Here is a 19,063-nt window from a genome sequence, read left to right on the forward strand (position 1 = left end):
CAGGTTGTTTCCATGTCCGACGTCAGTACCCAGAGCCCCAAGGTGGGGTTCGTCAGTCTCGGTTGTCCCAAGGCCTTGGTCGATTCCGAGCAGATCATCACCCAACTGCGCGCGGAGGGGTATGAGATCTCCGGCACGTACGGTGGGGCGGACCTGGTGGTCGTCAATACCTGCGGCTTCATCGACGAGGCTGTCCAGGAAAGCCTGGATGCGATTGGCGAGGCGTTGGCCGAGAACGGCAAGGTGATCGTGACCGGCTGCCTGGGTGCCAAGAAGGACGCCGCAGGCCAGGACATCATCACCAACGTACACCCGAAGGTGCTGGCTGTGACCGGCCCCCACGCGCTGGGCGAGGTGATGGAAGCGGTGCACACGCACCTGCCCAAGCCGCACGACCCGTTCATCGATCTGGTGCCGCCGCAGGGCATCAAGCTCACGCCCAAGCACTACGCGTATCTGAAGATTTCCGAAGGCTGCAACCACCGCTGCAGCTTCTGCATCATCCCGTCGATGCGTGGCGATCTCGTCTCGCGCCCGGTGGCCGAAGTGATGCTGGAGGCGGAAAACCTGCTCAAGGCCGGCGTCAAGGAGCTGCTCGTCATCTCCCAGGACACCAGCGCTTATGGCGTGGATGTCAAATTCCGCATGGGCTTCTGGAATGGCCGCCCGCTGAAGACGCGCATGACCGAGCTGGTGGGCGCGCTTGGCGAGTTGGCGTCGCAGTACGGCGCCTGGGTGCGCCTGCATTACGTCTACCCGTACCCGAGCGTGGACGAGGTGATGCCGTTGATGGCCGAGGGCAAAGTCCTTCCGTATCTGGACGTGCCTCTGCAGCACGCCCACCCCGACGTGCTCAAGCGCATGAAGCGCCCGGCCAACGCCGAGAAAACGCTGGACCGCATCCGTGCCTGGCGCCAGGTCTGCCCGGAGTTGACCATCCGTAGCACATTCATCGCGGGCTTCCCGGGTGAAACGGAAGAGGAGTTCCAAACGCTGCTCGACTTCATCGCCGAGGCAGAGCTGGACCGCGTGGGTTGCTTCGCGTATTCGCCGGTCGAAGGCGCCACCGCCAACGACTTGCCGGGCGCGCTGCCCGATGAGGTGCGCGAGGAGCGCCGCGCGCGCTTTATGGAAGTCGCCGAGCGCGTGTCTGCGCGCCGCCTCCAGCGCAAGGTTGGCAAGTCGCTGCGCGTGCTCGTGGATGAGGTCAATCAGGATGGCGGCATCGGCCGTTCGTCGGCGGATGCGCCGGAGATTGACGGCCTGGTCTATATCGCGCCGCCGTCGAAGCCATACAAGCGCTACAAGGCGGGCGATTTCGTGTCGGTCAAGATTACCGGCGCCGATGGTCACGACCTGTGGGGCGAGGTCTGATCCCCTTAGGTAGTCGTACCTAAAATTTGCGAACGGTCGTGCGTTTATACTGACCGCCATCCAATTTCGATGGCACAGGAGACAGCAATGGCACGTGAAGTGGTGGTGGTCAGCGGCGTTCGTACCGCAATCGGGACGTTTGGCGGCAGCCTGAAGGATGTGGCGCCGTGCGAACTGGGCGCGCTCGTCGTGCGCGAGGCGCTGGCCCGCGCAAGCGTGAAGGGCGAAGACGTTGGCCATGTGGTGTTTGGCCACGTGATCAACACCGAGCCGCGCGACATGTATCTCTCGCGCGTGGCGGCTGTGAACGGCGGTGTGTCGGCCGAAACCCCCGCGTTCAACGTCAACCGACTGTGCGGCTCGGGCCTGCAGGCTGTGGTGAGCGCTGCGCAAACCGTTCTGCTGGGCGACGCCGACGTTGCCATTGCCGGCGGTGCGGAAAGCATGAGCCGTGCGCCGTACCTTGCGCCCGCCGCCCGTTGGGGTTCGCGCATGGGCGACGCCAAGATGGTCGACATGATGCTTGGCGCTCTGCACGACCCGTTCCACGCGATCCACATGGGGGTGACGGCGGAAAACGTTGCCCGCGAATTCGGCATCAGCCGCGAGCAGCAAGACCAGACCGCGCTGGAATCGCACCAGCGTGCATCGCGCGCCATCCAGGCCGGCTACTTCAAAGACCAGATCGTTCCGGTGACGATCAAGTCGCGCAAGGGCGATATCCAGTTCGATACCGATGAGCACGTCCGCCACGACGCGGTCATCGACGATATGACCAAGCTCAAGCCGGTCTTCACGAAAGAGAACGGCACGGTCACGGCAGGCAACGCTTCGGGCCTGAATGACGCGGCTGCCGCGCTGGTGCTGATGGAGCGCTCGGAGGCGGAGAAGCGCGGCCTCAAGCCATTGGCGCGGCTGGTGTCGTACGGCCACGCTGGCGTGGATCCGAAGATCATGGGTATCGGCCCGGTGCCGGCCACACGCAAGGCGCTGGAGCGCGCAGGCCTGTCGGTGAAGGATCTGGATGTGATCGAAGCCAACGAGGCATTTGCCGCACAGGCCTGCGCGGTGACGAAGGAACTCGGCCTCGACCCGGCCAAGGTCAACCCGAACGGTTCGGGCATCTCGCTCGGCCACCCGATCGGCGCAACGGGTGCGCTTATCACGGTCAAGGCGCTGTACGAGCTGCAGCGCATCGGTGGTCGCTACGCGCTGGTGACCATGTGTATTGGTGGAGGACAAGGCATTGCGGCGGTGTTCGAACGCATCTGAACGCATTTTTTCGATTGAACGCCTGATTTGGCCCACTGGCGCGCTGCTTGCGCTGGTGCTGGCCGCAGGCGTGGCGCCGGTGTCCGCGCAGACGCCGGCCGCCAACAACGGCTACGACGTATCGACCGGCAGCACCAACGTGCAGCCAGGTGACCTGGGCCTGAACCGCGCCGTTGCCGATGGCGACAAGCGCCGCGCTCAGGCCGGGAAGGGTGACAACGGGTTCTCCGCCCAGACAGCGCCGCCCCGTTTGCTGCAACCGCAGCCCGACTACGCGAAATATCCCGTCTACACCGGCGTGATCGGCGACATGCCGATCCGCATGCGCCTTGGCCGCAAGACCGGTGAAATCGACAGCGTCCACGGCGAGTACGTTGCGGGCAACGCGGCGGGCGTGCGCCTGGTGACCGGCGAATATGAAAACGGCGGTTTTCTCATGGAGGAGTCCGATGACGGCACGCACGTCACGGGCACCTGGGAAGGCGCCATCGACGGTCACGGCATTGTGCGCGGCACGTGGACCGACGTAGCGCACGACGGCCATACACTGCCCTTTGTACTGCGGCCCGTCGCGGTGGTGGTGATTCCGCCGTACGATGCCGCAGCCAATAGCAATGCCGCTGTACCTGCAACGCCAATGACGCCGCTAGTTCCCGCTGCGCCGGGCCAGATTGCGCCACCGTCCAGCAATCCAACGCGATCAAGCGCGCACTGGTAAGCAGCAAGAAATTGCTCATACGCCATCAAACAGGAAACCTCGTGAACGACGACACCAAGCTCCCGCCCATGTTTCCCGCGACCCAGGCTGTGCATCCGGAATTGCATATCCCGCCGGGCTTCACGGCGTTCTCGCATGCCACGCATCGTGCGTCGACGGTGGTGTTCAAAGACCTCGCCGACATGCGCGCCTTCGGCAGCGGTAGCGTGGTGCATTGGCGCTACGGCCTGCATGCCACGCCGACCTCCGACGCGCTGTGCCAAGCGCTGGCGCAGATCGAGGGCGGCTCGCACGCGCTGCTGCTCCCTTCGGGGCTGGCGGCGATTTCGCTGGTGTACTTCTCGCTGATCAAATCCGGCGACGATGTGCTGATCCCGGACAACGCCTACGGGCCGAACCGCGACCATGGCGAGTGGATGGCACGCCAGTTCGGCATCACCGTGCGTTACTACGACCCGATGATCGGCGCCGGCATTGCCGACCTGATGCGCCACAACACCAAACTCGTGTGGCTCGAAGCGCCGGGTTCGGTGACGATGGAAGTGCCGGACTGCAAGGCCATCGCAGAGGTGGCGCGCAAGGCCGGGGCCATCACCGCCATCGACAACACCTGGAGCGGCGGCGTCTACTACCAGCCGTTTGAACACGGCATCGACATCTCCGTGCAGGCGTTGACCAAGTACCAGTCGGGGGGCAGCGATGTGCTCATGGGCGCTGTCATCACCAACGATGAAGCGCTGCACCACAAGCTGCTTGCCACGCGCATGCGCATGGGTTGGGGCGTGTCTGCGGACGATTGCTACTTCGTGCTGCGTGGCTTGCCGAGCCTGCCGACGCGCCTGGCTGCGCATGATGCACACGCACGCGAAGTGGCCGAATGGCTGGCTGACCGCCCCGAAGTCGTGCGCGTGCTGCACCCGGCGCTGCCCGATTGTCCGGGCCATGAAAACTGGAAGCGCGACTTTACCGGCGCGAGCGGGTTGTTTTCGATCGTGTTGCACGAGCGCTATTCGCAGGCGCAGATCGATGCCTTTATCGAAGGTCTGCGCTACTTTGCGATCGGCTTTTCGTGGGGCGGGGCGCACAGCCTGGCGCTGCCATACAACGTCCCGTCGATGCGCACGGCGACTGCCTGGCCGCCAGCCGATTGGCAAAACGCGGGCGGTTTCGTGCGGCTGTATATCGGGCTGGAAGATCCGCGTGATTTGATTGCGGATTTGAAGCAGGCGATGGAGACGCACCTGCGGGCGGAGTAGCACGTTCCCGCAGGTGGAAATGCCCGTAGCGGCTTACTGCTGCGGGAACAAATTCAGCAATCCATCCAGGCCGACTACGTTGAACGCCACGTCGGCCTGCGCCTGCACGATGGGCTTGGCACGGAACGCCACCGACAGGCCGGCCACCCCCATCATCTTCAGATCGTTCGAGCCGTCGCCCATGGCGATGGCGTTGTGCGGCGACACGCCCAGATCCTGGCAGAACGCCTTGAGCGTCTGCGCCTTCACATCCGCATTGACGATCTCGCCCAGCACGCGGCCAGTGAGCTTGCCGTCGACGATCTCCAGCGTGTTGGCGCGCGTGCGGTCCAGGCCCAGGCGCTTCTGCAGGCGCGAGGTGAAGAATTCGAAGCCGCCCGATACCAGCAGCGTGCGGATGCCCAGCGCTTGCACGGCCTTGAGCATCTTTTCGGCACCCAGGGAGAGCTGCAGACGCTCGGCGTAGACGCGCTCCAGCACGCTCGCATCCAGGCCTTTGAGCAGTTCAACACGGCGCGTCAGGCTCTCGTTGAAATCCTTGATCTCGCCCCGCATCGACGCTTCGGTGATGGCGGCCACTTGCGGCTTGAGCCCGCAGAAATCCGCAATCTCGTCGATGCACTCGATGGTGATGAGCGTGGAATCCATGTCCATCGCCAGCACGCGGAAGTCGCCGAACGTCCATTCGTCGGGAATCCACGCGTAGTCCATCTTCAGGTTGGCGCAGATGGCGTCAAGCTGGACGCGCAATTCGCTGGGCAGTTCGTGCACCCATTCGATGGCGGCAACGTTGGGCGCGCGCATCTCGTAGGCGGCGCTGCCAAACAGGCTGCGGATGGATTCAATGTCGCCGGTGGACAGCGGCGACAGGCTTTGCAGGATGACGGGCATGGAGTGGCTGGAGCGGGGGAGCGGGCAGTTCGGCGCCGAGGAAGCCCGCTATTGTAGCGAACGCCCCGGGCGGAATGCGCCCCACCAAAAGGTGAGGCGTTGCAGTGTAAGCGTTAGGCGGACGCGGTTTCGAGCATCAGGCTGCGCGCCACCTTGGCGAGGAAGCGGTCGCAGGCGTCGAGCTGGGCGAGTTCGACGTATTCGTTGGCCTTGTGCGCCTGTTCGATGTTGCCTGGGCCGCACAGCACAGCCGGAATGCCGGCGCGCTGGAAGAGGCCGGCTTCAGTGCCATAGGCGACCTTGCGTTTGTCGTTGTCTTCAGTCAGCACACGCACAAGCTGCGTGATGGCGGCTTGCTCCGATGCGTCCAGGGAGGGCGCAGCGGCAATTTCATCGAGTTCGATGCGGGCATCCGGGTGCTCGCGCTGCATGGCGGGCTCGATGGTTTCGCGCACGTAGTGCTCGACGCGCGCGCGGATGGCCGGCGCGTCCACGCCCGGCAGGTTGCGGAATTCAAACACCAGCTCGCACAGCGCGGGAATCGTGTTCAGCGCGATACCGCCGTTGATGAGGCCGGTCGATGCCGTGGTGAACGGCACGTCAAATGCATCGTCGAACGGGCCCTTGGCACGGAATTCATCGGCCAGGTCGCGCACGAAACAGATGATGCGCGCGGCGTACTCGATGGCGTTCACACCCTGCGGTGTCAGCGACGAATGCGCGGCGCGACCGTGCACACGGCAGCGGTAAGCGTTGATGCCCTTGTGCGCGACGATCGGGCGCATGGAGGTGGGCTCGCCGACGATGCAGCCGGCGGGCTTGATGCCGCGGGCGATCAGGTCTTCGATCATGCGCGGGGCGCCTACACAGCCGACTTCCTCGTCGTATGACAGCGCAAAGTGCACAGGCTCGCGCAGCTTGGCCTGGAGCAGCGACGGCACCAGCGCCAGCGACGAAGCAATGAACCCCTTCATGTCGCACGTGCCGCGGCCGTAGAGCCTGCCGTCGCGCACTTCCGGCGCAAACGGGTTGCTGTCCCATTTCTGGCCGTCCACCGGCACAACATCGGTGTGGCCCGATAGCACGATGCCGCCTTGCACGCTGCCGTCCGCTGCGGGAATCGTGGCAAACAGGTTGGCCTTGTTGCCATCGTCGTTGTGCGAGAGATGCGATTCGAGACCGACGCCGCGCAGGTAGTCGCGCACGGTTTCGATCAGTGCCAGGTTGGAGCCGCGGCTGGTGGTGTCGAAGCTGACGAGCTTGTTCGTCCAGTCGAGGGTGGAGAGCGGGGTGAGGGCGTTGCTCATGATGGTTTCCTTGTTCTGATTGGCTGATCCTACTGGATCACGTCAATTGCCGCATGGCATGGCGAATGGTCTGAGCCAGCGCGCCGAATTCGGCCGGAATGTTTTCGATACGCAGACGGTCTTGCCCCGCCAGCTTGATCTGCCGGTTCTTCTGCACGAGATCGATGATCTTGATGGCGTCGACAGGCGGGTTCGGTATGAACTGCAGCGTGACGGCGTTCGTGCCCGTGTCGATCTTGCGGATGCCTAGCGGCGCGGCGGCAATGCGCAGCCGGTGCGTTTCGATGAGCGATTGCGCCTGCGGCGGCAGCTTGCCGAAACGGTCGATCAGCTCTTCCTGAATGTTGTCGATGGTCTCTCCGCTTTCGCAGTTGGCCAGACGCTTGTACAGCGAGAGGCGCTCCTGCACATCGCCGCAATAGTCCTGCGGCAGCAGGGCAGGCGTGCCGAGGTTGATCTCGGTGGTAGCCGCAAGCGGCGCCATCAGATCGGGCTCCTTTCCCGCCTTGAGCGACTTCACCGCCTGGTTGAGCATGTCGGTGTAGAGCTGGAAGCCGATCTCGGAAATCTCGCCCGATTGCTTGTCGCCCAGCACTTCGCCGGCGCCACGGATTTCCAGATCGTGCATCGCCAGATAGAAGCCCGCGCCGAGTTCTTCCATCTGCTGAATGGCTTCAAGGCGGCGTTGTGCCTGCTTGGTCAGGCCATCCACGTCGTGCACCAGCAAGTACGCATAGGCCTGGTGGTGCGAGCGCCCAACGCGGCCACGCAACTGGTGCAACTGCGCCAGGCCGAACTTGTCGGCGCGGTGGATCAGGATCGTGTTGGCGGTCGGCACGTCAATGCCGGTTTCGATGATCGTCGTGCACAGCAGGATGTTGGCGCGCTGGGCCACGAAATCGCGCATCACGCGCTCCAGTTCGCGCTCGTGCATCTGGCCGTGGGCGACCACCACGCGCGCTTCCGGAATCAGCTCTTCCAGTTTGGCGCGCTTGTTCTCGATGGTCTCGACCTCGTTGTGCAGGAAATAGACCTGGCCGCCGCGTTTCAGCTCGCGCAGGATGGCTTCGCGCAGCACGCCGTCTTCCTCGCGGCGCAGGAACGTCTTGATGGCCAAGCGCTTTTGCGGCGCAGTGGCGATCACCGAGAAATCGCGCAGGCCTTCCAGCGCCATGCCCAGGGTGCGCGGGATCGGCGTGGCCGTGAGCGTGAGCACGTCCACCTCGGCGCGTAATGTTTTGAGCGCTTCTTTCTGGCGCACGCCAAAGCGGTGTTCCTCGTCGATGATGACGAGCCCCAGCCGGTTGAACTTCACATCCGGCGAGAGCAGCTTGTGCGTGCCGATCACGATGTCGATGGTGCCGGCGTTGATGGCTTCGATCGCGCTATCGATCTCTTTCTTGTTCTTGAAACGCGAGATCTCGGCAATGCGCACCGGCCAGTCGGCAAATCGGTCGACCAGCGTGTGGTAGTGCTGTTCGGCGAGCAGCGTGGTCGGCGCCAGGATGGCAACCTGCTTGCCGCCCATCACCGCAACAAATGCGGCACGCAGCGCGACCTCCGTCTTGCCGAAGCCAACGTCGCCGCAGACGAGGCGATCCATCGGCTTGCCCGACGTCATGTCGGCGATCACGGCGGCAATGGCGGCGGCCTGGTCGGGTGTTTCGTCAAAGCCGAAGCTCTCGGCAAAGGTGGCGTAGTCCTCGGGCGTGAGCGGGAAGGCGAAGCCCTGGCGCAACGCGCGTCTCGCGTACAGATTCAGCAGTTCGGCCGCCGTATCGCGAATCTGCTGCGCTGCCTTGCGTTTGGCCTTTTCCCATTGGCCTGAACCGAGCGAATGCAGCGGTGCGGTTTCCGGATCGGCGCCCGAGTAGCGCGAGATCACGTGCAACTGATGCACCGGCACGTAGAGCTTGCTGCCCTTGTCGTAATCGAGGTGCAGGAACTCTTCCTCGCCGTTGCCCATGTCGATGGAGACCAGCCCCTGGTAGCGGCCGATGCCGTGCTCGCTGTGCACCACCGGATCTCCGATCTTCAACTCGGCCAGGTCGCGCACCATCGAATCCACGGCGGTGGCCTGTTCCTGCTTGCGGCGACCGGCGCGGCGCACGGTTTGTGCGTACAGCTCGGTCTCGGTGATGAGCGCGATGCGTTCGTCGCCGAGGATGAAACCCTGGTAAAGCGGCGCCACGCCCAGCACGAACTTGGCATCGCCGCTCATCAGGTCGGCAAAGTCAGCGACGCCTTCGGGGTGCAGGCCGCTGGCGGCAAGCATTTGCGCAAGCGTTTCGCGGCGGCCTGCGGATTCGGCGCAGATCATCACGCGGCAATTGCTGCGCATCAGGAACGATTCGAGATTGACCAGCGGGTCTTCTGCGCGGCGGTTGACGGCAACGTTGGGCAACGGCAGCGAAAGCGGGGCATCGCCAGGCTCGGCGCGCAACACCAGACGTGCGAGCGGCTTGGCCGCGACGAAGAACGCCTCTTCATCCAGATACAGCGCCGACGGCTGCAGCAATGGCCGTTCGCGGTCGTGGCGCATGAAGTTGTAGCGCTGCGTGGTGTCGGCCCAGAAGCGGCGCACGGCGCCTTCGATATCGCCGACGAAGGCGAGGTGCGTGGCGCCCGGCAGGTAGTCGAACAGCGTCGCGGTTTCTTCAAAGAATAGGGGCAGGTAATACTCGATGCCGGCACTGGGCACGCCGTTGCCGATGTCTTTGTAGATGGGCGAGCGCGTCGGGTCGCCTTCGAACACCTCCCGCCAGCGTCCGCGGAAGGCGGTGCGCGAGGCCTCGTCCATCGGAAATTCGCGGCCCGGCAGCAGGCGGACTTCGTTCACGGGGTAGAGGCTGCGCTGCGTGTCGGGGTCGAACGAGCGGATGGTCTCGATTTCGTCGCCAAACAGGTCGAGCCGATATGGCAACGGCGAGCCCATCGGGAACAAGTCGATCAGGCCGCCGCGCACGGAGTATTCACCCGGGCGCATCACGGCGCTGACGTGCTCGTAGCCGGCCAGGGTGAATTGCGCTTTCAGCGCTGCCTCGTCCAGCTTTTCGCCCTTCTTGAAGAAGAACGTGTAGGCGGCCAGGAACGATGGCGGTGCCACGCGTTGCAGTGCCGTGGAGGCCGGCACGAGCAGGATGTCGCACGCACCGTTCTGCAGGTCATGCAGCGTCGCCAGCCGCTCGGAGATCAAATCCTGGTGCGGAGAAAAATTGTCGTATGGCAGCGTTTCCCAGTCCGGCAGCAGCTTCACGCGCGCCTGCGGGGCAAACCAGCGCAGCTCATCCGCCAGGCGTTGGGCATCGACGGCATTGGCGCAGACCACCGCCAGCATCGGCACGGCGGCGCCATGCTGCTCCAGGTAGCGCGCAAGCAGCAGGGCGTCTGCCGCGCCCTGCAGGCCGCTGAAGACGAAGCGCGAGCCCGGTTTGACGGCGGGCAGGGCGGAGAGCGAAAAATCGGACATGAGGTGTCAGGTTCTGTGGGGCACGACAGCAAGACAAAGCACGACACCCCGCCGGCATATGCAGGCGGGGTGTCGTGACGCAGACCGCTATTATAAAATCCGCGCCAGCAGCGTGCTTGGCGAGCACCAAAACCCACGCAAATGCTGCGCCCACGTTCACTTTCCCGCCTGTCATGCCGATTTCCCTCCCTGGCCGACGCCGTTTTGCGCTGATTCCCTCGGCCGGCACCGGCTCGCGTGCCGGCGGTGATCTGCCCAAGCAATATCAGATGATCGCCGGGCGGCCGATGCTGTGGCACACGGCGCAGGCGTTTCTGGCCAGCCCCCAAATCGATACCGTACTTGTGGTGACGACACCCGGTGCACAGCCGCTCGTGCAGCGCTTTCCCGACGGCGGTTTCGACGCGCCCAAGCTGGTCGAAGTCGATTGCGGCGGCGATTCCCGCCACGCGTCTGTCGCCCACGGGTTGGCGGCGTTGCGTGGTTTGGGCGCGCACGATGACGACTGGGTACTCGTGCACGACGCGGCGCGCCCCGGTTTGACGCCTGCCCTGATCGCGCGTTTGGTCGGGGCTATAGAGGCCGAAGGCACGCAAGCTGCGGGGGGCATCCTTGCGCTGCCCGTGGCAGACACGCTCAAACGCGCCGATGCTGCCCAGCACATCGGCGCGACCGTGCCGCGCGATGGACTGTGGCAAGCGCAGACGCCGCAGATGTTTCCCCTCGGCCTGCTGGAGCGCGCCTTGCGGGAAGCGCTGTTGCAACATCGCATCGTCACCGACGAAGCCAGCGCGATTGAAGCGGCCGGACACCCACCGCTGCTTGTGCCGGGTGCGCTGCGCAACTTCAAAGTGACGTATCCCGACGATTTCGCGCTCGCCGAGGCCATCCTTGCGCAGAGTGCACAACCCAGCGAGGCACCGCAAGCATGAACTGGATGGACATTCGCATTGGCCAGGGCTACGACGTGCACGCGCTGGTGGAGGGCCGCAAGCTGATCCTGGGCGGCGTGGAGATTCCGCACACCCGCGGCCTGCTCGGCCACTCCGATGCTGACGCGCTGCTGCATGCGATTACCGACGCGCTGTTCGGCGCCGCCGGCCTGGGTGACATCGGCCGGCATTTTCCTGACACGGATCCGGCATTTGCCGGCGCCGACAGCCGCATGCTGCTGCGCGAAGCCGTGCGCCGCGTGCACAAGGCCGGTTATGCGGTCGGCAATGTCGACGCGACCGTCATCGCGCAGAAGCCGAAGCTCGCGCCACATGTGCCGGGCATGGTCGCGAACCTCGCGGAGGACCTAGGCATTGCGCCCGAGCGATGCAACGTCAAGGCCAAGACCAACGAGAAGCTTGGCTTTGAAGGCAAGGAGGAAGGCATCGTCGCGCAGGCTGTGGTGCTGATCTATCGTGCGGAAGGCGCTGATCAGGACTGAGCCCGCGTCGTTATCGCGCCAAGGCAAACGGCAGCACCGGAGCGATCCGGGCTGCCGTTTTCGTTTGCGGGATCGGCGTGGCTATTCAGCCGCGATGACCAGCGCCGCTGCGTTGATCACGGCTGCGATACGACCAACATCCCGCAATTGCTGCGCGCTCATCCCTTGGTGATTCTTCAGCAAGTCGTAGTGCGATTTGATGCAGAAATGACACTTCCCGATGATGGAAGCGGCCAGGGCATACATCTCGAACCGGCGCTTGTCGACGCCGCCGTTGTTGGCGTAGGCGTTCATGCGCAACTCCGCTTTCTGCTGCGCAAGGTCGGAGTCGTCGGCCATCTCGATGTACGGATACCAGACGTTGTTCATGCCCATGAGGGCGGCAGCCGTCAGCGCGCCGTTCACCTCCTCGGGCGAGAGCACCCCGGCATTGCGGATGGCATCGGTCAGCACTTTGCTCTTCGTGGCGAAAGCGGCGGCCAGCGCGACGCCCACCGCGTCATTGCCCTCCAGCGAGGAGCGCGCGATCGTGCCATCCAGGTTCAGGCGGATGTCTTTGGCGTAGTCCGGAATGCGCCCCTTGATTGTCTGCAGAAATTCCATCGATTTCTCCTACCAGCTGGCGCTGAAAAAGAAAGCCCGCGCAGGGGCGGGCTTCGGATTCGGAGGGCGCCGCGTGGCGCTTACAGTGTGGAGCCGCCAACCGCGCGATTGCACGGGCATAGCTCATCCGTCTGCAGACCGTCGAGAATGCGCAGCACTTCGTCCGGATTGCGGCCCACGTTCAGGTTGTTGACCGACACATGCTGGATCACGTTGTCCGGGTCGACGATGAAGGTGGCGCGCAACGCAACGCCGGCCTCGTGCTCGCGTACGCCAAGCTGGTCGACCAGGGCGCCTGTCGAATCCGCAAACGACCACTGATTCAGCTTGTTCAAGTCTTTGTGCTCGCGGCGCCATGCGAGCTTGACGAATTCATTGTCGGTCGAGCCGCCGAGCACGACGGTGTCGCGGTCGGCAAAGTCATCGTTCAGTTTGGCGAAGGCAACGATTTCGGTCGGGCAGACAAAGGTGAAGTCCTTCGGATAGAAGAAGATGACTTTCCATTTGCCTGGGAACGAGGTCTCGGTGATGTCTTCGAACGCCGACTGGCCGTTCTCCTCGTGATTGTTGAACCCGGGCTTGACGCCGACGACCTTGAACGGTTCGAGCTTGTCACCAATGGTCTTCATGAGCTTCTCCTGGAGTTGTGTGGCAATGGGTGCGGAACCCTAACGGGGACTTGCAGACACACGCTCACCGGCCGCCCGGGTCCGACTGGGGAAACGGACGGAGACGAAGAACGCGCAGGCGCGCAGCCTGGCGGCTGGAGTATTGGCGATGAACTCGAAACCGGCCAATTGATATTCTCAACGCCGGCCATAGCGCTATCTGCAGCCACACGTTATCGGCGGCGCATGACAGTCGTGGGAAGCAGGGGATATGCCCGGGGGCGGATCGTGGCGGAGTGCCTGATCAAGCGCGCGCGTAACAGGCGCTTACGAGCAGCCCCGTTTCGGGCGGTGTGCGGTTCTCAAGCACGAGGTGGCCGCCGCTGCGCTGCAAGATACGATTGACGATCGACATGCCGAGCCCGGCGCCCTTGGCTTCGCTGCGTGCCGATTCAAGGCGGTAGAACGGCCGCGTGAGCAACGCAAGCTGATCAGTCGGCACGCCCGCACCGCGATCGGCCACGCACAATACAACCTCGTTGCCTTGCAGGAAGGTGCTGACGGTGATCTCCGCGCGGTCCGTGCCAGGGGTCTTGCCGTAGCGTCGTGCGTTTTCGATCAGGTTGTCCAGAATGCGCTGCGTTTCCATGCGGTTGCAGCGGGCGATGGCCTCGGGCGCGAGCTTGAGCGTCAGGTCGATATCGTCGTGTGCCGAGTAGACCGGTGCCGTGTCGCGCACGAGTTCGGTCACGTCCACATCTTCGAGCATCTCGCCGCTAGGGCGCGCATAGTCGAGGAACTGGCCGATGATCGCGTCCATCTGTTCGATGTCGGCCACCATCAGTTCGCGCGTCTGCTCGTCGACTGGGCTCATCTCCGTTTCCAGGCGCAGGCGCGTAAGCGGCGTGCGCAGATCGTGCGAGATGCCAGCCAGCATGACGGCGCGATCGGCCTCAAGCTGTTTGAGGTCGCGCACCATCTGGTTGAAGCTGTGGTTCGCCTGCGCCACTTCGGTGCCGCCGCCTTCGGGCAACGCCTTCGGATCATCTCCCGCACTGATGGCGCGCGCCGTATCGGCCAGGCGCTTGAGCGGCTGGTTCACGCGTGACGTAATGAACGCTGCGCCCAGCACCGACAGCACCAGCGCCGCCATCGACCACCACAGCCATTGCAACCCAGGCACGTGCTCAAAACGGTCCGGGCTGATGGCGACCCAGTAATCGTCGCCCTCGATCTGGAAGCTCACCCACACGCCCGGGATGTCATTGACGGCCGTGGCGATTACCGCGTCGGCGCCGAGCCGGTTGCGGATTTCCTGTTGGACGAGCTGTGTCAGATACGGGTTGGTGTGCGGTTCGCGGTATTCGTCTTCCTTTTCGCGCGGGTAGACCTTGATGCCCTCGTTCTGCACGAGATCGAGCAGCAGGAAGCGGCGTCGCGACGGATCCGAGTACAGCAGCGCCGCCCGCGTGAGCTTGACCACGCTGACCACCTGCATGGCGATCTGCTGCGCGCGGGGCTCACGCTCGAAAATACGGAAGCTCTGGAACCACACGCCCAGAGAGATCGCGATGAGCAATGCGATCAGCATGAAGGTTCGCCAGAACAGCGAACCAAACACACTGATCAGCAGACGCCGCAACGCGGCCGGACGCGGGATGCGCAAGTCGGATGCGGAAAAGAAGGGTTGCTCGGGTGCTTACTTGGCGCCGTCGGGAATGAACACGTAGCCCAGGCCCCACACGGTCTGGATGAAGCGGGGGTTGCTGGCGTCCGGTTCGATCAGCTTGCGCAGGCGCGAAATCTGCACGTCCAGGCTGCGGTCGAACACTTCGTATTCGCGGCCGCGCGCCATTTCCATCAGCTTTTCGCGCGATAGGGGTTGGCGCGGATGGCGTGCGAACACCTTCAGCACGGAGAATTCACCCGTCGTGAGGGTGATCTCTTCGTCGTTTTTCTTGAGCGTGCGCGTGGCCAGGTTGAGCACGAAATCGCCAAAGGCGAAGGTCTCAGGCGTCTCAGACGGCGCACCGGGAATCTCCGCCGGGCCGCGGCGGCGCAGCACGGCGTGGATGCGGGCGATCAGCTCGCGGGGGTTGAAGGGCTTGGGCAGATAATCGTCCGCGCCCATTTCGAGGCCGACAATGCGGTCGACGTCTTCGCCCTTGGCGGTGAGCATGATGATCGGCGTCTGATCGTTTGCGCCGCGCAGGCGACGGCAGATCGACAAGCCGTCTTCACCCGGCATCATCAGGTCGAGCACGAGCAGATCGAAGCGCTCGCGCAACCAGAGTTTGTTCATGGCCGTGGCGTTTTCTGCCACCAGCACGGTGAAGCCCTGTTCCCCCAGGTAACGGCGCAGCAGATCGCGCAGGCGGGGGTCGTCATCGACGACGAGAATCTTTTGACCGGAATTTTCCATGGCGCTAATGGTAACGACAAAAACATGGGCCCAATGGACAACAGAAGGCAGTAAAAGCCCAATTGAAACAGACGGTTACATTATTTACCGAGTCTCGCGAACAGTCTGTAGGACGCGCAGCTACACTGCCTTGGCAGTTCCTCGCAACGGTTTGGGGTCTGTCGACCCCCGCCCAGGGGACTGGCGTGCAATGCGGTTGCCTGTTATCGATTGTCGCGCAATGATGCATGGCGCATCGGTTTCCAGCAACAAAGACGTGGCTTCTCAACTTCCTTTTTCGAATCGCTCGGTGATGTCTCGGCGGCGCGCGGCGCTGTTGACCTGTGTTCTTGCCCTCTGTGCGGCCGGCTCGCAGGCGCACGCGCGTGGCGAACGCGGTGGCTTTGGCGGATTCGGCGGCTTTTTCGGCGGCGGGCATCAGATGCACGCCGGCGCGCAGGAAAAGAAGGGTGGCCAGGGTCCAGCGCGCGGCCGTGGTGGCGAGGAACGCAGCCGCCGCGCCGCCGCGATGGAAAACCGCCGTGGAGAGAATGCCGATCGTGGGGCTCCGCAACGCAAGCTGTCTCCCGAGGAGCGCAAGCAATTGCGTCAGAACATCTATGACGTCACGCGGGATATCTACCACCGTGGCGGCTAGGTAGGGGCCGAGGAAAAGCGCACGAGTCGCTGCCCCCGGCAAAGCAGTAGGGTCGTTTCGGGGGACCGACATGCGAATCCGTAGCACCACGATCTTCTTGGCGCTGGCCGCCGCCAGCGCGCTTTCACTGCAGACCGCGCATGCGGCAACGCAGAACACGCCACATCGCCACACCACGCAAGCCAAGGCGCCCGCCGCTGACGAACAGCGCCTGGACCGCGACGATGCGCGCTATTTCCTCACCCGCATCGGCTTTGCGCCTTCGGAGGGCGACCTCGACGCCTACGCCGGGCTCACGCGCCGCGAGGCCGTCGACCGCGTGCTCGCCCAAACGGGCACCGTTGCCACGCAGGCGCCGCCAGCTTGGGTGAACGATCCCATCATCCCGTACAACAAGCTGCCGGACGAAGATGCCCGCAAGGCAGCTCGCCAGAAGAACGCTGCGCACGAGCTGGAACTGCGCGCATGGTGGATGGGCGAGATGATCAAGACGCCGTCACCGCTGACAGAGCGCATGACGCTGTTCTGGCACAACCATTTCGTTTCCAGTTCGCAGAAGGTGCCGTTCGCGCAGTTGATGTATCGGCAGAACGTGCTACTGCGCCAGAACGCGGTGGGCAACTTCGGCACGATGCTGCACGCCATCGGCAAAGACCCAGCGATGTTGATTTACCTGGATGGCGCCGAAAGCCGCAAGGGCAAGCCGAACGAGAACTTCGCGCGTGAGGTGATGGAGCTGTTCACGCTGGGCGAGGGCCATTACACCGAGCAGGACATCAAGGAAGCCGCGCGCACCTATACGGGCTGGAGCATCGACCGCGAGCACGATTTCGCTTACATCTGGCGGCCGCAGATTCATGACACGGGCGTGAAGACGGTGTTCGGCCAGAGCGGCGATTACGACGGCGACCAGATGCTCGACATCCTGCTGTCTCGCCCCGAGACGGCCAACTTCATCGTCACCAAGCTCTGGCATGAGTTCGTTTCGCCAGACGTGGATGCGGCACAGGAACAGCGCGTGGCCGATGCCTTCCGGGCAAGCGGCTACGACATCAAGGTGGCGCTGCGCGGGTTGTTCCTGACGCCGGCGTTTTGGGCGCCGCAATCGCACGCGACGCTGGTGAAGTCGCCGGTGGAGATGATTGTTGGCACGCTCAAGCAGTTCAACGTGCAGTACACCGACCCGACGCCGTTTGCGATCAAGTCGGCGCAGCTCGGGCAGAACCTGCTGGCACCGCCCAACGTCAAGGGCTGGCCCGGCGGCGATGCATGGATCAACTCGAACACACTGCTGGGGCGCAAGCAGTTTCTTGATCAACTATTCCGCTCCACCGAGATGAAGGCGCCGCCGGCCAAGCAACAGGCGCAACAGCAGAAGCCCGGCATGATGGTGGCGGCCATGCGCGAAGACCTGAAGCAGGGCAGCACCGTGCAGGGCCTGGGCCAGGCGCTCAAGGGCATGGGGCAGGAAGGCCGCTTCAAGCTGGCGCAGTCGCAGACGATGGTGTCGTTCAACTCGGCCAAGTGGCTCGCGCAGTTCGGTGCGGACGGAGATGACCCGCCGCAACTGGCGCCGCGCATCTCCATCCAGCGTGCGGTGCTGCCGATCGAGCCGACCGCCCCCATTCCCGTCAAGCTGGCCGGTACGGCGTACCTGCGCACGCTGATGATGGACCCGGCTTACCAGTTGAAATAACGCCATCGCTGCAGGAGCACACATCATGGAACGTCGCGATTTTCTGAAGGCCGGCGCCATGCTCGGCATGGGTGGCGCAGTCCCGGGGATTGTCTTTGCGCAAGGGCAGGACAAGCGCAAGGGCTACGGCAACCTGCTCATCCTCATTGAACTCAAGGGCGGCAACGACGGGCTGAACACCGTGGTGCCGTACACGAGCGCGCAGTACTACGCGCTGCGCCCGCGCATCGCCATCAAGCGGGAGCAGGTGCTGCAACTGGACGACCGCTACGGCCTGCATCCGTCTTTGCAGGCGATGATGCCGCTGTGGCAGGCGGGTGAATTGTCGGTGGTGCAGGGGCTGTCGTATCCGCAGCCGAATCTCTCGCATTTCCGCTCGATCGAGATCTGGGACACCGCCTCGCGCTCCGATCAATACCTGCGCGAAGGCTGGTTGACGCGTGCGTTTGCCGCGCGGCCCGTGCCGCCATCGTTCGGCGCCGATGGCGTGATCATCGGCAGCGCGGATCTTGGCCCCCTCGACGGCGGCGCACGTGCCGTCGCGCTGGCCAATCCCGATGCGTTCCTCAACGAAGCCAAACTGGCGATGCCGTCGCATGCCATGGGCAACGCCACGCTCGCGCACGTGCTGAAGGTCGAGGCGGACATCGTCAAAGCCGCCGACGGGCTGCGTCCGAAGTCCGGCAAGTTTGCGTTCCAGACGCACTTTCCCGACGGCGGGTTCGGCAACTCGATCAAGGCGGCGATGCAGGTGGTGGCAGCGCCAGGCCATGGCGGTGCGGATGTTGCCGTGGTGTGCCTGTCGCTCGGTAGCTTTGATACCCATACCAATCAGCAAGGCACGCAGGCGAACTTGCTGCGGCAGTTGGGCGAAGGCGTGGCTTCGCTCAAGAGCGCGTTGACGGAGCTGGGCCGCTGGAACGATACGCTGATCGTCACGTATTCCGAGTTCGGCCGTCGCCCGCGCGAGAATCTGAACAACGGTACGGATCACGGCACGGCCGCCGCGCATTTCGTGGCCGGCGGCCGCGTAAAGGGCGGGCTGGCAGGGCAGGGGCCGGTGCTGGAACGCCTGGACGGCGGAGGCAATCTCGACCCGTCGGTCGATTTCCGCTCGCTTTACGCCACAGTGCTGGAGCGCTGGTGGGGGATGGATTCCCAATCCGTGCTGGCGGGCCGGTTTGCGCCGCTGGATCTCATCAAAGCCTGAGTGACGCCTTTCGGGCGGGCAGATTGCCTCTGCAGGCGTTAAGCCCGCCCAACTTCATCGATCTTCTCTGAGGGGTTTCACGCTTGCCACGGCAACGCGCGGGAAAACCCTGCCTTGACCATTGATATATCAATAAATAGATTCTGATATATCAAAAAGGCGTGT

16 protein-coding genes are annotated in these 19,063 nt (G+C 63.9%); 9 read left to right on the top strand and 7 right to left on the bottom strand.

The features are described from left to right. Positions 1 to 12: 12 nt before the first annotated feature. The 4 genes from rimO (at position 13) to M1D44_RS06535 (ending at position 4,620) form a co-directional block, all read left to right on the top strand. Positions 13 to 1,374 (top strand): 30S ribosomal protein S12 methylthiotransferase RimO, encoded by a 1,362-nt coding sequence (gene rimO, locus M1D44_RS06520; RefSeq protein WP_316853873.1) that lies wholly within the window; start codon positions 13 to 15, stop codon positions 1,372 to 1,374. Between the two features lie 87 nt (positions 1,375 to 1,461). Beyond that, positions 1,462 to 2,646: a beta-ketothiolase BktB gene (gene bktB / locus M1D44_RS06525; RefSeq protein WP_024975566.1), complete on the top strand. Its 1,185-nt coding sequence runs from the start codon at positions 1,462 to 1,464 to the stop codon at positions 2,644 to 2,646. Further along, a complete protein-coding gene (locus tag M1D44_RS06530) occupies positions 2,621 to 3,364 on the top strand; it encodes a hypothetical protein (RefSeq protein ID WP_316853874.1) in 744 nt (247 codons plus the stop codon). The genes bktB and M1D44_RS06530 overlap by 26 nt, the downstream gene beginning before the upstream one ends. 41 nt (positions 3,365 to 3,405) lie before the next feature. Beyond that, positions 3,406 to 4,620 carry a cystathionine beta-lyase gene (locus tag M1D44_RS06535; RefSeq protein ID WP_316853875.1) on the top strand — a complete coding sequence of 405 codons (1,215 nt, stop codon included), beginning with the start codon at positions 3,406 to 3,408 and terminating at the stop codon, positions 4,618 to 4,620. Positions 4,621 to 4,653: 33 nt separating this feature from the next. Here M1D44_RS06535 and serB read toward each other — a convergent pair whose 3' ends face one another. The 3 genes from serB to mfd form a co-directional block, all read right to left on the bottom strand. After that, positions 4,654 to 5,511: a phosphoserine phosphatase SerB gene (gene serB / locus M1D44_RS06540; protein WP_024975569.1), complete on the bottom strand. Its 858-nt coding sequence runs from the start codon at positions 5,509 to 5,511 to the stop codon at positions 4,654 to 4,656. Positions 5,512 to 5,624: 113 nt separating this feature from the next. Then, a complete protein-coding gene (gene argE, locus M1D44_RS06545; protein WP_024975570.1) occupies positions 5,625 to 6,818 on the bottom strand; it encodes an acetylornithine deacetylase in 1,194 nt (397 codons plus the stop codon). Positions 6,819 to 6,855: 37 nt separating this feature from the next. Then, a complete protein-coding gene (gene mfd / locus M1D44_RS06550) occupies positions 6,856 to 10,287 on the bottom strand; it encodes a transcription-repair coupling factor (RefSeq protein ID WP_316853876.1) in 3,432 nt (1,143 codons plus the stop codon). A gap of 173 nt (positions 10,288 to 10,460) precedes the next feature. Between mfd and ispD the strand changes: the two genes are divergently transcribed. Continuing rightward, complete coding sequence (ispD, locus tag M1D44_RS06555; protein ID WP_316853877.1) at positions 10,461 to 11,219, top strand: 2-C-methyl-D-erythritol 4-phosphate cytidylyltransferase; 759 nt, start codon at positions 10,461 to 10,463, stop codon at positions 11,217 to 11,219. Then, positions 11,216 to 11,722 (top strand): 2-C-methyl-D-erythritol 2,4-cyclodiphosphate synthase, encoded by a 507-nt coding sequence (gene ispF / locus M1D44_RS06560; protein ID WP_024975573.1) that lies wholly within the window; start codon positions 11,216 to 11,218, stop codon positions 11,720 to 11,722. Before ispD ends, ispF begins: the two co-directional genes overlap by 4 nt. A gap of 81 nt (positions 11,723 to 11,803) precedes the next feature. Here the strand turns inward: ispF and M1D44_RS06565 are convergent, their stop codons facing one another. The 4 genes from M1D44_RS06565 to ompR form a co-directional block, all read right to left on the bottom strand. Further along, a complete protein-coding gene (locus tag M1D44_RS06565; RefSeq protein WP_024975574.1) occupies positions 11,804 to 12,325 on the bottom strand; it encodes a carboxymuconolactone decarboxylase family protein in 522 nt (173 codons plus the stop codon). Between the two features lie 80 nt (positions 12,326 to 12,405). Continuing rightward, a complete protein-coding gene (locus tag M1D44_RS06570) occupies positions 12,406 to 12,954 on the bottom strand; it encodes a peroxiredoxin (protein WP_092970190.1) in 549 nt (182 codons plus the stop codon). Positions 12,955 to 13,237: 283 nt separating this feature from the next. Then, the gene (locus M1D44_RS06575) at positions 13,238 to 14,599 is read right to left on the bottom strand and encodes an ATP-binding protein (RefSeq protein ID WP_316853878.1); all 1,362 of its coding nucleotides are present in this window, start codon (positions 14,597 to 14,599) and stop codon (positions 13,238 to 13,240) included. 33 nt (positions 14,600 to 14,632) lie between these two features. Then, positions 14,633 to 15,355 carry an osmolarity response regulator transcription factor OmpR gene (gene ompR, locus M1D44_RS06580; protein WP_004627064.1) on the bottom strand — a complete coding sequence of 241 codons (723 nt, stop codon included), beginning with the start codon at positions 15,353 to 15,355 and terminating at the stop codon, positions 14,633 to 14,635. Positions 15,356 to 15,575: 220 nt separating this feature from the next. On the opposite strand from ompR, the gene M1D44_RS06585 reads away from it, so the two are divergent. The 3 genes from M1D44_RS06585 (at position 15,576) to M1D44_RS06595 (ending at position 18,898) form a co-directional block, all read left to right on the top strand. Then, positions 15,576 to 15,992, top strand: coding sequence for a hypothetical protein (locus M1D44_RS06585; protein WP_316853879.1), 417 nt, complete (start codon positions 15,576 to 15,578; stop codon positions 15,990 to 15,992). Positions 15,993 to 16,062: 70 nt separating this feature from the next. Beyond that, positions 16,063 to 17,688: a DUF1800 domain-containing protein gene (locus M1D44_RS06590; RefSeq protein ID WP_316853880.1), complete on the top strand. Its 1,626-nt coding sequence runs from the start codon at positions 16,063 to 16,065 to the stop codon at positions 17,686 to 17,688. Between the two features lie 25 nt (positions 17,689 to 17,713). Beyond that, the gene (locus tag M1D44_RS06595) at positions 17,714 to 18,898 is read left to right on the top strand and encodes a DUF1501 domain-containing protein (RefSeq protein WP_316675064.1); all 1,185 of its coding nucleotides are present in this window, start codon (positions 17,714 to 17,716) and stop codon (positions 18,896 to 18,898) included. The last annotated feature ends 165 nt before the right edge of the window (positions 18,899 to 19,063 follow it).

Source organism: Ralstonia sp. SA306 (assembly GCF_054792405.1).

Excerpts from the sequence above, each read along its gene's own strand:
- M1D44_RS06570 (WP_092970190.1), bottom strand. The coding sequence starts at position 12,954 with ATGAAGACCATTGGTGACAAGCTCGAACCGTTCAAGGTCGTCGGCGTC.
- ispF (WP_024975573.1), top strand. The coding sequence starts at position 11,216 with ATGAACTGGATGGACATTCGCATTGGCCAGGGCTACGACGTGCACGCG.
- bktB (WP_024975566.1), top strand. The coding sequence starts at position 1,462 with ATGGCACGTGAAGTGGTGGTGGTCAGCGGCGTTCGTACCGCAATCGGG.
- M1D44_RS06565 (WP_024975574.1), bottom strand. The coding sequence starts at position 12,325 with ATGGAATTTCTGCAGACAATCAAGGGGCGCATTCCGGACTACGCCAAA.
- M1D44_RS06590 (WP_316853880.1), top strand. The coding sequence starts at position 16,063 with ATGCGAATCCGTAGCACCACGATCTTCTTGGCGCTGGCCGCCGCCAGC.
- serB (WP_024975569.1), bottom strand. The coding sequence starts at position 5,511 with ATGCCCGTCATCCTGCAAAGCCTGTCGCCGCTGTCCACCGGCGACATT.
- M1D44_RS06585 (WP_316853879.1), top strand. The coding sequence starts at position 15,576 with ATGATGCATGGCGCATCGGTTTCCAGCAACAAAGACGTGGCTTCTCAA.
- rimO (WP_316853873.1), top strand. The coding sequence starts at position 13 with ATGTCCGACGTCAGTACCCAGAGCCCCAAGGTGGGGTTCGTCAGTCTC.
- ompR (WP_004627064.1), bottom strand. The coding sequence starts at position 15,355 with ATGGAAAATTCCGGTCAAAAGATTCTCGTCGTCGATGACGACCCCCGC.
- mfd (WP_316853876.1), bottom strand. The coding sequence starts at position 10,287 with ATGTCCGATTTTTCGCTCTCCGCCCTGCCCGCCGTCAAACCGGGCTCG.
- M1D44_RS06595 (WP_316675064.1), top strand. The coding sequence starts at position 17,714 with ATGGAACGTCGCGATTTTCTGAAGGCCGGCGCCATGCTCGGCATGGGT.
- argE (WP_024975570.1), bottom strand. The coding sequence starts at position 6,818 with ATGAGCAACGCCCTCACCCCGCTCTCCACCCTCGACTGGACGAACAAG.
- ispD (WP_316853877.1), top strand. The coding sequence starts at position 10,461 with ATGCCGATTTCCCTCCCTGGCCGACGCCGTTTTGCGCTGATTCCCTCG.